This window comes from Pseudoalteromonas sp. NZS37, from assembly GCF_015864265.1.
Lineage (GTDB): Bacteria > Pseudomonadota > Gammaproteobacteria > Enterobacterales > Alteromonadaceae > Pseudoalteromonas > Pseudoalteromonas arctica.
Map to the genome: position 1 here is coordinate 351524 of NZ_JADYXL010000005.1, position 14099 is coordinate 365622.

Sequence of the window (14099 nt, forward strand, 5' to 3'; positions counted from 1 at the left end):
CTTAATCCTTAAAAGCCGTAAACTTAAAAGTATTACGGCTTATTAATAAGCTATTTTACGAATGCAGTTTATTAGTAATGAATGACTGTACGAATACTTTTGCCTTCGTGCATTAAATCAAACGCTTCATTAATATCTTCAAGGCCCATTGTATGAGTAATAAAGTCGCTAAGAGCAAATTCACCTGCCATGTAACGCTCAACAATTTCAGGAAGTTGTGAACGGCCTTTAACGCCACCAAATGCACTACCACGCCATACACGCCCAGTTACTAGTTGAAACGGGCGGGTTGATATTTCTTGGCCTGCACCCGCCACACCAATAATTACCGACTCACCCCAACCTTTATGGCAACACTCAAGTGCTGAGCGCATAACGTCAACATTACCGATACATTCAAACGAGTAGTCAACGCCGCCGTCTGTCATTTCAACAATAACTTCTTGAATTGGCTTGTCGAAATCTTTTGGATTAATTAAATCAGTTGCACCTAGTTTTGTAGCTAAATCGAATTTAGTGGTGTTTATATCAACACCAATAATACGACCCGCACCAGCCATTTTTGCGCCAATAATCGCAGACAAACCAATACCGCCTAAGCCAAATATAGCAACAGTGTCGCCAGGCTTTACTTTAGCTGTGTTGGTAACTGCGCCCATGCCTGTTGTTACACCACAGCCTAGTAAGCAAATCTCCTCTAGTGATGCTTCTTTATTTACTTTAGCGAGTGAAATTTCTGGCAATACAGTGTACTCAGAGAACGTTGATGTACCCATGTAGTGATAAATTGGTTGGCCATCTTTAAAAAAGCGTGTAGTGCCGTCTGGCATTAGGCCTTTACCTTGTGTTTCGCGCACGGCTGAACACAGGTTAGTTTTACCTGAAGTACACATTTTACATACGCCACATTCTGCAGTGTATAAAGGAATAACATGATCCCCAACTTCAACACTCGTTACGCCTTCGCCAACAGCATAGACAACACCAGCGCCTTCGTGACCTAAAATAGCAGGAAATATGCCTTCAGGATCTTGGCCTGATAATGTAAATGCATCGGTATGACACACACCTGTAGCGGTAATTTTTACCATTACTTCGCCTTTTTTAGGCATCATCACATCAACTTCTTCAACACTAAGTGGTTGATTAGGACCCCAAGCAATGGCAGCTTTTGATTTAATAAATTCAGACATGTGTTTTATTTCCTTTAACTGGCTATTAAAAAATAATTGTAGACCCAATTTGCTTGGGTGATGTGCTTATTGTATTTGTTTCTCAAATAATGATAATCTCAATTTTATTAAAACACTTTTACAGTATGGTAATAATGGCGCGTTGGAATGGAATAGATGAGTTTATAGCTGTAGGGGAGGAGGGCAGCTTTACTGCGGCTGCAAAAACGCTTGGGCTTTCGGTTGCGCATATTAGCCGCCATGTAACAGCGCTTGAGCAACGTTTAAATACACAACTATTAACTCGTACAACCCGTAAAGTGGTTTTAACCAAAGAAGGCGAAGTGTATTTACATCAAATAAAACACTTACAACACGCTATGGACGAGGCAACTCAAGGTCTTGCCACGCACCAAACTACACCAAAGGGTAAAATTAAGCTCACAGCACCAGTTATGTACGGAGAGAGCTTTATTATGCCCATAGTGCATAACTTTATGAAGGATCATCCCGAGGTAGAAGTTGTTGCCACACTAAGTAACGAGCAAGAAAACTTATTAGAAGGCGGATTTGATTTAGCAATAAGGCTTGGGCATTTAAAAGATTCGAGCTTAAAAGCGCGTAGGTTAAGTGCGCGGCGGTTTATTATGTGCGCGGCACCACAGTATTTAACTCGATTTGGTGAACCGCATACTTTAGGCGAGCTAAACAGACATGAATGTTTAATTGGGAATAGTAGCTACTGGCGCGTAAACGAAAATGGGCGCGATAAACACATTAAAATTGCGGGGCGGCTACAGTGTAATAGTGGTTGGGCGCTGGTGGATGGCGCAAAAAAGGGGCTCGGTATTGTACAGCTCCCAGACTACTACATTGAAAACGAAATTAACTCAGGGCAATTGGTGCCTATTTTAACACCCTATCAACCACAGCAAGAAGGGGTATGGGGCGTATATCCACCAAGGCAGTTTGTGGCCACTAATGTACGGGTATTGCTCGATTATTTAGTCAGCGGGCTTAAAGCTTAACCGCGAATTAATGGTTAAATACATATTGCTGTAAATATAGCCAAGTATCAGATTTTTAAATTATTTCTTACATTTTACGCCATACCCAAAGGCACTTTTTTCGTGCTACTATTGCTCAATACTTTTACGATAAGTGTTAAAAATAATATGTTTCAACCGGTTAGCTTATTTATAGGGCTTAGATATAGTCGCTCCTCTAAAGGAAATGCGTTTATATCGTTTATTTCATTTTTTTCTATTGCCGGTATCGCTATTGGTTTAATGGCATTATTTACGGTAAGCAGTGTAATGAACGGGTTTGAAAATAGCCTAAAAACTAATATGCTTGGACTTATTCCGCATGTTGAAGTTAGCGCAGGTAAACACACTGCCACCCAAATGAACACCCTAAAAACCGACCTCGAACAATCTCCTTATGTTGATCATGTAAGCTTATATCGCCACGGTGAAGCTATTTTGCAAACGAATAAAGACTTGCACGGCGTTTTATTACAAGGCCTTTATAACGATAGTGGTTCTTTGTATAAAATTACCGATAAAATAGTGCAAGGCGATTGGAAAACTGTATTAAACAAAAATTACAACATTGCTATAAGTCGTTATTTGAGTCGTAAATTAGGCGTTAGCGTGGGTGATAAGCTTCGCGTTATTATGCCTAATGCTTCAACGTATACACCTCTTGGGCGAGTACCCAGCCAGCGTTTATTTAAAGTTGCCGCAATATATGAAACCGGATCTGAGATAGATATGGCACTTGCGTTTACGAGTGGCGCTTCACTACAGCGGGTGTTAAAGCTGGATAAAAACACTGCACCAAATTTAAGTGTTTCATTGCACGAACCTTTTGAACTAGATGAATTTATTGAAGCAAGCCAACGTATTTTACAAGATCATAATTATAGTGATTGGCGCAGCACCCAAGGTACTCTATTTGCAGCCGTTGCTATGGAAAAGCGCATTATGTCTATGTTGCTTGCCCTCATTGTATTGGTGGCTGTATTTAATATTGTATCGGCATTAACCATGATGGTAAGCGAAAAACAAGGTGAAGTAGCCATACTACAAACGTTAGGTTTAACACCTTCGCAAGTGCAAAAAGTGTTTATGGTGCAAGGCTTATATAATGGCGTAATTGGTACCGCAATAGGCGCATTTTTAGGTGTAATATTTAGTTTATATATAAATGAGCTACTTGCATTAGTGGGCTTAAACTTATTGGCGGGTATAGAGCTTCCGGTAAAATTTGATATTTTGAGTTTAGTAATAATAGCGTTTGCCAGTATTGCTATGAGCTTTTTAGCTACCTTATATCCTGCGCGTAAAGCCGCAAAAGTAAAACCAGCAGAGGTATTACGTTATGAATGATTTAGTAATTAGTTGTGAAAATTTAAGTAAGGTTTATCAAGATGGCAGCAACCAAGTTGAAGTATTAAAAGGCGTTGATTTAGCGCTGCAGCAAGGCGAAATGCTCGCTATAGTGGGGAGTTCTGGCTCTGGTAAAAGTACGCTTTTACACATACTTGGCACATTAGATACCGCAAGCTCAGGTAGCGCTAAAATTAAAAACCAAGAAGTTGCAAAGCTTTCGCGAACAGAGCAAGCCGCATTTAGAAACAAAAATTTGGGCTTTATCTATCAATTTCATCACTTATTAATGGAGTTTAGCGCAGTTGAAAACGTGGCTATGCCATTATTAATTAAAGGCTTGAGTGCAAAAGAAGCCAAAGCTCAAGCGCTCGATATGCTCGAAAAAGTAGGCCTTGCACATCGCAGCTCGCATAAACCGTCTGCGCTTTCTGGTGGAGAGCGCCAACGCGTGGCTATTGCCCGTGCACTGGTTACAAAACCTGCGCTTGTGCTTGCTGATGAACCAACCGGTAATTTAGATAAACAAAATGCGATTAAAATTTACGATTTAATTAATGAGCTTAACCAAAGCTTAAACACCAGTTTTGTGGTAGTTACACACGATTTAGAACTTGCCGATAAGCTAGGCAAAATAGCTTATTTAGACGATGGAAAACTAGCTATTAAAGAGTCGCAGCATGTTGCTTAGTGCATTTTTAAGTAAACGTTTTAGAGCCTATTCAGGCCACAAAGATGAAAAAAACGGCTTTGTTAGTTTTATCGCTAAAGCGTCGACTATTGGTATTTTATTAGGTGTCGCGGTTTTAATTGTGGCGCTGTCGGTAATTAATGGTTTTGAGCAACAACTAGTACATAGATTGCTAAGCGTTGTGCCGCAGGTTGAATATGTAGCACCAAGTAGACCCATCGCGAATTGGTCGCAAAAAGTTGAGGATTTACAAACACAACCGCATGTAACAGGGGCTGCGCCATTTATTGCAGTGAATGGGATGGCGCAATATAAAAGCCAGCTAAAAGCGATAGAAATTCGAGGTGTTGAGCCATCGCTCGAGAGTAATGTATCGGCAGTAAATCAGTTTACCAGTGGTAAATTAGTGAGTCAGTTAGGCCTTGATGATGTAATTTTAGGTAAGCAAATAGTAAAACAGTTAGATGCAAAAGTAGGCGACAACATTACGTTACTTATTCCGCAAATAGGCCAAAAAGGTCAGTCATTATTAGCGCCTAAACGCGTAACACTTAACCTTGCAGGTGTTATAGAAATGGGCGGCCCCATTGATAGTACCGCTGCGTTTATACATCTTAATAAAGCTCAGCAAACATTGGGTTACGATGAAACTCAAGTAACAGGGCTGCGGTTAAGTGTTGATGATGTGTTTACGGCGCACCAAATAGCGCTAAAAGTGGGCCAAACTATTGACGACTACGTGTATGTTTCCAGTTGGTTTAGAACCCAAGGCAGCCTTTATCAAGATATTCAAATGGTACGTACCATTGTTTATATTGTGGTGTTTTTAATTATAGCGGTAGCCAGTTTTAATATTGTGTCCTCTTTAGTGATGGAAGTACGCGAAAAACAAGGCAATATCGCAATTTTAAAAACCATGGGCGCGAAAGACAGTACTATTTTAGCCACCTTTGTAATGCAAGGCTTAATGCAAGCATTTGTAGGCGTGGCACTAGGAACACTAATTGGTGTGGTATTAGCGCTTAATATAAGTGAACTTTTTACGTGGATAAGCCAATTATTTGGAGCTAATCCACTTGAGGGCGTTTATTTTATAGAGTTTTTACCAAGTAAATTAGTACTTGAAGACATTGGTATTACAGTGATTGTTACGTTTGTGCTTGCGATACTTGCCACTATTTATCCTGCATGGCAAGCAACGCGCGTAGATCCTGCCAAGGTGCTTGGTAACTAGGTATAAGAAGCTCAGATAAAAATTAATAGGGTGGTATTAGTAAACCTGTTAAACTAGGTGCTTATTTAAAATTAAGCAATAACTGCTTGGTTGCTATACCTCACTTTGGGATTTACTTTGACTAATAACGATATTTTACGCCGCATTCGCTACACTTTTAACTTAACTGATACTGCTATGGTCAATGTTTTTGCATCAGCAGAGCATACGGTCACCAAAGAGCAAGTAATTGCATGGTTAACTAAAGAAGGTGAAGAGGCTTTTACCCCAATAAGTGATACTGAGTTTGCTAGCTTTTTAAATGGGTTTATTAATACCCAACGTGGCAAACGCGAAGGTGAGCAACCAGAGCCTGAGAAAAAGCTAAACAACAATATTATCTTTATGAAGCTACGTATTGCTTTAAATATGAAAGCAGAAGATGTTATAGCAACACTTGCACTTGTTGATTTTGATTTAAGTAAACATGAGTTAAGCGCATTTTCTCGAAAAGTAGATAACAAACATTACCGTGTTTGTAACGATCAAATATTACGTTTGTTTTTAACTGGCGTACAAAAGCAGCACCGTCCAGAAGAGTCTGCTGAGTAACTGGTTTTAGCTAATTAGTTTTTAGTTAGTGGGTTTTTTGCGAGCGCAATGCAGTATAAAACCCATTAATTGTTATATTTTTAAACAAACCCACACCTAACCTAATACTTCTAAAATTCCCTTTTGAAAATATAAAAACTCACTTGGCACTGTTTTAATTTTAAATCTGTGAATTTAAATTCATCTTTAATAAATAAAAATCAAACTTCCAATCAAAAATAATTCACGTAGCTCGCGTTAAATATCTCAATTTTTCATGCTAAGGTAATAGTTAATTATATTAAATTAAGACCTTAAAGCATGAATCATAAACTTGATCACGTTTACTTTAACATCTGATAAATACTTTTATTATTAACACGGAAGAATAATTATGAATTATATCCATAGCACAATCGCACAATTAAAAAATAGTAGCCCTGCACAATGCGAGTTTTATCAAGCTGTTGAAGAAGTACTTGAATCACTCGAACCTATCTTAGAAAACTCAGAAAAATACAAAAAAAATGCCATTATACAACGCTTAGTTGAGCCCGAACGCCAAATTATGTTTAGAGTTCCCTGGGTTGATGACGAAGGCAATATTCAGGTCAATAAAGGCTACAGAATTGAGTTTAACTCTGCACTTGGCCCCTATAAAGGTGGCTTACGTTTTCACCCAAGTGTGAATGCCAGCATAATTAAATTTTTAGGGTTTGAGCAAATATTTAAAAATGCTTTAACAGGTTTACCGATCGGTGGTGGTAAAGGCGGGGCAAACTTTGATCCAAAAGGGCGCTCAGATGCTGAAATAATGCGTTTTTGCCAATCATTTATGAGCGAGCTCTATCGCCATATTGGCCCTACAACCGACGTACCCGCTGGAGACATTGGAGTCGGGGCGAGAGAAATAGGTTACTTGTTTGGTCAATATAAGCGTTTGACTGGGCGCTATGAAGGTGTTTTAACAGGTAAAAGCTTATTGTGGGGTGGATCGCTTGTACGAAAAGAAGCCACTGGATACGGCGCTGTTTATTTTGCTGACTACATGCTGCAAGCGCGCGGCGATAGCCTACAAGGTAAGCGCTGCTTGGTCTCGGGCGCAGGTAATGTTGCTATTTATGCCATGGAAAAGCTTTATCAAATGGGGGCAACACCAGTAAGTTGCAGCGACTCTCGTGGCACTGTGTATCATGAGTCGGGTATAGATTTAAATCTTATTAAATGTTTGAAAGAGCAATCGCGTGATTGCTTGAGCGTATATAAACAAACTCACCCCGATGCTATTTATATTCCTGTAAATGACTACCCTAAAGATGGGCATGCTGTTTGGCGCTTTAATGCTGCCGCTGCTTTTCCGTGCGCCACACAAAATGAATTAACACAGGCAGACGCTAACGCATTATTATCCGGCGGTTGTTTATTAGTAAGTGAAGGCGCAAACATGCCTTCAACAAAAGAGGCTATTGATTGCTTTATTGCTGCAAAAATTGCGTATGGGCCAGGTAAGGCCGCCAATGCTGGCGGCGTTGCAACAAGCCAATTAGAAATGGCGCAAAATGCGAGTATGCAAAGTTGGACCTTTGAAGAAGTTGATGAAAAGCTAAAACAAATTATGAAAAATATATTTGTTACCGCTAACGACACCGCTATAGAATTTGGTGAGCCTGGAAACCTTTTATTAGGCGCTAACATTGCAGGCTTTAGGCGCGTTGCAGATGCAATGATTGAGCAGGGTGTCGTTTAATATTAAAGCTGAACAATAAGGCTTTAATATAATGTGATTTTAAAACTAGCCATAAAATTGAGTATATTATGGTTAGTTTTAAATATTAACGCCATTAGTGAACTATAACCCTATAAAGCTGGGCTATAACAGCGTAGGATCAAGTTACTTTCGAATGAAAATTAGGTTTGCACTTTAGGTGCATTAAGACAAAAAATTATGCAACTAACTGCAAAACCATCACTTCCTAATGCGTTACTTATTTCTATTAGTACACCACAATTTAAAGGTGACGAAGCAACAGAATCGCTTGCAGAGCTTGCTCGTTTGGTAACTACGTTAGGCTTTAAAGTAGTAGGTACACAATCGCAAAAGCAAAGTTCTACCCAAAAAGTTAATGTACTGGGCTCAGGAAAACTAGCTGAAATAGCACACCTTACCGGCAATAAAGGGATGGTTGAAAACGAGCAAGAAGATGATTTACTTGATGAAGACCCTTTAACCGAAATATCGTCAGAAATTCCATCAGACGAACTTGATTTTGCATGTGCTGATGTAGTGGTATTTGACTGTGATTTAACGCCTTCTCAACTACGTAATGTTGAGAACCAGCTGGGTGTAGAAGTATTTGATCGCACCGGTATTATCATTGAAATATTTAGCCGTCATGCGCGTACTAAAACAGCAAAATTACAAGTTGAAATTGCTCGCCTTAATTATGTAGCGCCACGGCTTCGTGAAACATCAACAGGTGATAAAGAACGCCAAATGGGTAAAGGTGCGGGTGAAACCACACTTGAGCTAAATCGCCGTAAGGTGCGCGATCAATTAGCGGAATTAAAGCGTGAGCTTGTTAGTGTTCAAGATGTAATGATGGACAGACGTACGCAGCGCTCTGAGCTATTCTCAGTGGCTTTAATTGGTTACACCAATGCGGGCAAGTCATCAATGATGCGCGCAATTACAGGTAGTGATGTAGAAGGCGAAAATAAGCTCTTTGCAACGCTAGATACCACTGTTCGCGCGCTGTATCCGATTACGCAGCCACGTATATTGGTTTCAGATACGGTTGGTTTTATTAAAAAATTACCTCATGATTTGGTGGCTTCATTTCATTCAACGCTCGCTGAGGCACATGATGCATCGTTATTGTTGTATGTTGTAGATGCTTCAGATCCTTCTTTTCGTTCACAACTTGAAGTAGTACATAAAGTACTGGCAGAAGTTGGGGTGGAAGGCAGCAAAAAATTATTAGTACTGAATAAGTCAGACCAATTAAGTACTGAGCAGCAGCAGTCGCTAATGGATGAGTTTCCTGATGCGATGATGACCTCTACGCGTAATCCAGATGATATTAGTAAATTGCACAAATATATTATTGGCATTGCTCAAGAGGACATGATTGAAGAAGAGATTGTTATACCGTACACAGCCAAAGGTATCGTGGGCGAAATCCGATCGAGTATGAGTGTTGTTAAAGAAGAATATGAATACAGCCATATTAAATTAACAGTGCGCTCGAGTGCGATTGATTTAGAACGTTTAAAAAAGAGAATGTTAGATTTATAATAAATTTAGTATACAAAAAGCACAGCCAATTGGCTGTGCTTTTTAATCGTTACTTGAGGTAGATTTATTATTCAGAGTTCAGATTTTTTGTAGAGAAAAATTAGGAGAAGGCTTTGTCGCTTAGCTCTTCTTGCATTTGCTCACGCATTTTAAATTTTTGCAGTTTACCTGTTACTGTCATTGGATAGTTTTCTACAAAACGGATATGTCGTGGCATTTTAAAATAGGCTAGTTTGTCTTTTAAAAACTCACGAATTGCTTGCTCATCAAGCACAGCGTCTTCTTTTGGTTGGATCCAAGCGCACACTTCCTCGCCATATCTTTCATCTGTTATACCAAATATGGCAGCATCTTGAATGCCCGGGTAGGTGTAAAGTACTTCTTCTATTTCTCGAGGGTAAATGTTTTCGCCGCCACGAATAATCATATCTTTAATACGGCCAACAATAGTGACAAACCCTTCTGTATCCATGACACCTAAATCGCCAGAGTGTAGCCAACCGTTGTCATCTATTGTGGCTTTTGTTTTAGCATCGTCATTCCAATAGCAGCGCATTATACCTGCACCTTTACTACACACTTCGCCAGGTTGACCAATTTGTTGAATGTTACCCAACTCGTCAATAATTTTAACCTCGGTATGGGCAAGTGCGCGGCCAACCGTCGTTACTTGCCGCTCTATTGAAGAGTCTGTTTCGGTAATGTTGTTTATGGGGCTGCACTCAGTTTGCCCGTAAGCAATCAGTACTTGATGCATGTTCATTTGTGTTTGTACTTTGCGCATTACTTGCTCTGGGCATGTAGAGCCTGCCATTACACCCGTGCGTAAAGTACTTAATTCATAATCGTTAAAATTACTTAGCTCAAGCTCACTAATAAACATGGTAGGTACACCGTGCAGCGCTGTACATCCTTCTTGTTGAACTACATCTAGTGTGGTTTTTGCATCGAACGAATCACCTGGGTAAATGGCTGCTGCACCTTTACTAACACACAATAAGCTACCCAATACCATTGCAAAGCAATGATATAACGGGATAGGGATACATAACTTGTCATCGCTCGTAAAGTGCATAGATTCGGCGACGAATAGCGCATTATTTAAAATGTTTTTATGAGTGAGCGTTGCGCCTTTTGGGTTGCCTGTTGTGCCTGATGTAAATTGTATATTGATGTCTTGCTCAGCATTTAAGTTTGCACCTATTGCTTTTAATTCAAGCTCATGTGCTGGTGTTGGCAAGTTAATAACATCATTAAAAGAGTACATACCAGGAGATGCTTCATTGCCAATGCGGATTATATTTTTAAGAGTGGGCAGTGCTTTTAAATTAAGTGTGTCTTTATCGCAAGTTGCAAGTTCTGGAGCCAAACCATTGAGCATTTCTAAATAATCACTGCCTTTGAAGTTTGATGCTGTGATTAGAGTAGAGCATTCAACACTATTTAAGGCATATTGTAATTCGTTAGGGCGATATGCAGGGTTGATGCAAACCATTATTGCGCCAATTTTTGCCGTTGCAAATTGGGTTAAGCACCACTCAATATTATTAGGAGACCAAATACCAACACGCTCGCCTGTTTTCACGCCAAGTGCCAGCAACCCCATAGCAAGTTGATTAACTTCTTTTTGAAATTCTTTATACGTTAAGCGAATACCCTGGTGATGAACTACAACAGCTAACGCCTCTGGATTTTTGTCGACAATAAAGTCAAAGTACTCCCCGATAGTCGAATTTGTTAAAGGTGTGCTTTGTATACCTTTAAAATAGCTTTGCGATAACGGTAAGTGATTTATTTGTTCTACTTCTTTTACCGCAATAGTGTGTGTGTGCATTGCTCTCTCCATGAAAATGTGTGTGAGTTATGTAAACTACAAAGTTAAAATAAACACATATTGTCGACAAAGAGAAGTGCAGTTAGACTAATGTATAATTAGATTAATAAAATCTAATTATGTTTTTTAGATACAAAAAAACGCGTCTTACACTGTAAGTACGCGTTTTTAAACGAGCAATAACTTTACATTTCGTCGCTGCGGTATGTTTTTTTCATTATGTAAACGTAAGCGTTTACAAATGCATTTTCTTGGTACTTTTTAAGGCCTGTTTCTTCAAAATCAATAGGAATAGGATTACGCTTTACCTGTTCTTTAATTTCAGTTGTGGTAAATAAACGTACATCTAAATTGTCGATTAATTGAATCGCAGTTTCCATTTTGAATCCTTTTGCGCTGCCAGCAAATTTACCTTTAGGCTGACGCTCACGGATTGCAACAGAATCAATTTGGTAATCTTGCATTAGTTTTGCAAAATCGAATTGAAATTTACGCATTACTTCAGTGTCGTTACCGTTACCTAAGGTAAAGCGTGTTTGGCGCACATCGCGAATATCAAATACGTCATTATCTTTACTTAAAATACAAAGTAGTACATCACTACCGGTAATTTCTACACCACATGTTCTCATGTCTATTCTCTAAAATAACTTAATTACGCAGTATTATACGCAACACACATTAAAATGCGAGTGTAGGTATAGTTGTAGGTGCGTAATTAGTGCGTTGATGCTTTTATATTTTAATGAAATTATTTTTTTTGCTCTAAAAGTTACATTTTGTGCTCAAAACGGGTGGATTTCACCCCTTAAAACTTGTAATTAAATGCGCAGCACGCGACAATATATCTTTGTAGTTGAATAGACTCTGCATCTACATTTATTAGTCAATGCTTATTCGTAAAAGCGTTGTCGAGTCATTCTCATTTAATTTATTAAAAATACACGTGATACATTGTAGGTGTCACCACTGTAGCAAGGATTTATAATGCCAGTTATTACTCTTCCAGACGGAAGTCAACGTAGTTTTGAAAACCCTGTAAGCACGCTTGATGTTGCAAACGATATTGGCCCTGGTTTAGCTAAAGCGACCATTGCGGGTCGTGTTAATGGCGACCGTGTTGATGCATGTGATTTAATTAGTGAAGACTCTCGTCTTGAGATCATTACCGCTAAAGACGATGACGGCCTTGAAATCATTCGTCACTCTTGTGCTCACTTAATTGGTCATGCAGTTAAGCAACTTTTCCCAGACGCAAAAATGGCAATAGGTCCTACCATTGATAACGGTTTTTACTACGATATCGATATGGAACATTCATTATCACAAGATGATCTTGAAGCAATTGAAAAGCGTATGTTGCAACTTGCAAAAACCAACTACGACGTAGTGAAAAAAACAGTAAGCTGGCAAGAAGCACGCGATACATTTGAAGCGCGTGGCGAAACATACAAAATAGAAATTCTGGACGAAAACATCGCTAAAGATGACCGCCCAGGGTTATATCATCACGAAGAATATGTAGACATGTGTCGTGGACCTCACGTTCCTAACATGAAATTTTGCCAAAACTTCAAAATAATGAAAGTTGCGGGTGCATATTGGCGTGGTGATTCAGAAAACAAAATGCTACAACGCATTTACGGCACAGCGTGGGGCGATAAAAAGCAACTTAAAGCGTATTTAAAACGCCTTGAAGAAGCTGAAAAACGCGATCACCGCCGTATTGGTAAAGCGCTTGATTTATGGCATTGGCAAGAAGAAGCGCCAGGCATGGTATTTTGGCACAACGATGGTTGGAGCATTTACCGCGAGCTTGAAGAATTTGTACGTGAAAAGTTACGCGAATATGAGTACGAAGAAGTAAAAGGTCCAATGATGATGGACCGTTCACTTTGGGAAAAATCAGGTCACTGGGAAAAATATTCAGAAGCAATGTTTACCACTGAGTCTGAAAAGCGTGAATACGCGATTAAACCAATGAACTGCCCAGGACACGTGCAGATCTTTAACCAGGGTTTAAAATCGTACCGTGATTTACCACTTCGTATGGCTGAATTTGGTTGTTGTCATCGTAATGAACCATCAGGTGCACTACACGGTTTAATGCGTGTACGTGGCTTTACACAAGATGATGCTCACATTTTCTGTACCGAAGAGCAGATAATGGACGAAGTTTCAGCGTGTATTAAGATGGTTTATGATACATATGAAACATTCGGATTTGAGAAGATTGTAGTTAAGCTATCTACTCGCCCAGAACAACGCATTGGTGAAGACCATATGTGGGATAAAGCAGAGCTTGCTTTAGCCGAAGCACTTAAGCTAAACGATATTGAATTTGATTATCTTCCGGGTGAAGGCGCGTTTTATGGTCCAAAGATTGAATTTACTTTATACGATTGTTTAGACAGAGCGTGGCAGTGTGGTACAGTGCAATTAGACTTTGCATTACCGGGTCGTTTAGGCGCTACTTATGTAGCAGAAAATAACGAACGTCGTACACCTGTAATGATACATCGTGCTATTTTAGGTTCTATTGAACGCTTTATTGGCATTTTAACTGAAGAGTACGCTGGTTTATTCCCGACGTGGCTTGCGCCAAAGCAAGTGGTAATTATGAATATTACCGATAAACAGGCTCCTTATGTTAAAGAAGTTGTACAAAAATTAAATAAACTTGGAATTAGAGCCGCTGCTGACTTGAGAAATGAGAAGATTGGCTTTAAAATCCGTGAGCATACACTGAAGCGTATTCCATACTTGCTTGTTGTTGGCGATAAAGAAGTTGAACAACAAGAAGTAGCAGTGCGTACTCGCACAGGTGAAGACCTAGGCAAATTTAATGTCGATGATTTTGTAGCTAAAATTAGCGAAGAAATTAAAAATCGACAGTAAAAATCGAGCGTG

General features: G+C 39.4%; 11 protein-coding genes. 8 read left to right on the forward strand and 3 right to left on the reverse strand.

All coding sequences use genetic code 11. The features are described from left to right. Window positions 1–71 precede the first annotated feature (71 nt). Window positions 72–1193: an S-(hydroxymethyl)glutathione dehydrogenase/class III alcohol dehydrogenase gene (locus tag I6F47_RS12075; RefSeq protein ID WP_007375333.1), complete on the reverse strand. Its 1122-nt coding sequence runs from the start codon at window positions 1191–1193 to the stop codon at window positions 72–74. Between the two features lie 134 nt (window positions 1194–1327). On the opposite strand from I6F47_RS12075, the gene I6F47_RS12080 reads away from it, so the two are divergent. The 7 genes from I6F47_RS12080 to hflX all read left to right on the forward strand — a co-directional run bounded on the left by I6F47_RS12080 (window position 1328) and on the right by hflX (window position 9355). Further along, window positions 1328–2200 (forward strand): LysR family transcriptional regulator, encoded by an 873-nt coding sequence (locus I6F47_RS12080; RefSeq protein ID WP_197183933.1) that lies wholly within the window; start codon window positions 1328–1330, stop codon window positions 2198–2200. A gap of 147 nt (window positions 2201–2347) precedes the next feature. Continuing rightward, the gene (locus I6F47_RS12085) at window positions 2348–3565 is read left to right on the forward strand and encodes a lipoprotein-releasing ABC transporter permease subunit (protein ID WP_039490161.1); all 1218 of its coding nucleotides are present in this window, start codon (window positions 2348–2350) and stop codon (window positions 3563–3565) included. Further along, window positions 3558–4256: a lipoprotein-releasing ABC transporter ATP-binding protein LolD gene (gene lolD, locus I6F47_RS12090; protein WP_182195546.1), complete on the forward strand. Its 699-nt coding sequence runs from the start codon at window positions 3558–3560 to the stop codon at window positions 4254–4256. Before I6F47_RS12085 ends, lolD begins: the two co-directional genes overlap by 8 nt. Next, complete coding sequence (locus I6F47_RS12095) at window positions 4246–5490, forward strand: lipoprotein-releasing ABC transporter permease subunit (RefSeq protein WP_165735013.1); 1245 nt, start codon at window positions 4246–4248, stop codon at window positions 5488–5490. Before lolD ends, I6F47_RS12095 begins: the two co-directional genes overlap by 11 nt. A gap of 117 nt (window positions 5491–5607) precedes the next feature. Then, entirely contained in the window at window positions 5608–6081 is a 474-nt protein-coding gene (locus I6F47_RS12100; RefSeq protein WP_002960721.1) for a DUF1456 family protein, read from the forward strand. A 373-nt stretch (window positions 6082–6454) separates the two neighbouring features. After that, entirely contained in the window at window positions 6455–7807 is a 1353-nt protein-coding gene (gdhA, locus tag I6F47_RS12105; protein ID WP_197183934.1) for an NADP-specific glutamate dehydrogenase, read from the forward strand. Window positions 7808–8005: 198 nt separating this feature from the next. Continuing rightward, complete coding sequence (gene hflX / locus I6F47_RS12110; protein ID WP_024592374.1) at window positions 8006–9355, forward strand: GTPase HflX; 1350 nt, start codon at window positions 8006–8008, stop codon at window positions 9353–9355. A gap of 100 nt (window positions 9356–9455) precedes the next feature. On the opposite strand, the gene I6F47_RS12115 is transcribed toward hflX, so the two are convergent. Continuing rightward, window positions 9456–11189: an AMP-binding protein gene (locus I6F47_RS12115; RefSeq protein ID WP_197183935.1), complete on the reverse strand. Its 1734-nt coding sequence runs from the start codon at window positions 11187–11189 to the stop codon at window positions 9456–9458. 185 nt (window positions 11190–11374) lie between these two features. Continuing rightward, window positions 11375–11821, reverse strand: coding sequence for a DUF3010 family protein (locus I6F47_RS12120; RefSeq protein ID WP_007582681.1), 447 nt, complete (start codon window positions 11819–11821; stop codon window positions 11375–11377). A 355-nt stretch (window positions 11822–12176) separates the two neighbouring features. On the opposite strand from I6F47_RS12120, the gene thrS reads away from it, so the two are divergent. Next, window positions 12177–14087: a threonine--tRNA ligase gene (gene thrS, locus I6F47_RS12125; RefSeq protein WP_007582683.1), complete on the forward strand. Its 1911-nt coding sequence runs from the start codon at window positions 12177–12179 to the stop codon at window positions 14085–14087. The last annotated feature ends 12 nt before the right edge of the window (window positions 14088–14099 follow it).

Bases quoted from the DNA above. Each gene is read 5' to 3' on its own strand.
- I6F47_RS12080 (WP_197183933.1), top strand. From the start codon at position 1,328: ATGGCGCGTTGGAATGGAATAGATGAGTTTATAGCTGTAGGGGAGGAG.
- I6F47_RS12075 (WP_007375333.1), bottom strand. From the start codon at position 1,193: ATGTCTGAATTTATTAAATCAAAAGCTGCCATTGCTTGGGGTCCTAAT.
- I6F47_RS12095 (WP_165735013.1), top strand. From the start codon at position 4,246: ATGTTGCTTAGTGCATTTTTAAGTAAACGTTTTAGAGCCTATTCAGGC.
- lolD (WP_182195546.1), top strand. From the start codon at position 3,558: ATGAATGATTTAGTAATTAGTTGTGAAAATTTAAGTAAGGTTTATCAA.
- thrS (WP_007582683.1), top strand. From the start codon at position 12,177: ATGCCAGTTATTACTCTTCCAGACGGAAGTCAACGTAGTTTTGAAAAC.
- I6F47_RS12115 (WP_197183935.1), bottom strand. From the start codon at position 11,189: ATGCACACACACACTATTGCGGTAAAAGAAGTAGAACAAATAAATCAC.
- hflX (WP_024592374.1), top strand. From the start codon at position 8,006: ATGCAACTAACTGCAAAACCATCACTTCCTAATGCGTTACTTATTTCT.
- I6F47_RS12120 (WP_007582681.1), bottom strand. From the start codon at position 11,821: ATGAGAACATGTGGTGTAGAAATTACCGGTAGTGATGTACTACTTTGT.
- I6F47_RS12085 (WP_039490161.1), top strand. From the start codon at position 2,348: ATGTTTCAACCGGTTAGCTTATTTATAGGGCTTAGATATAGTCGCTCC.
- gdhA (WP_197183934.1), top strand. From the start codon at position 6,455: ATGAATTATATCCATAGCACAATCGCACAATTAAAAAATAGTAGCCCT.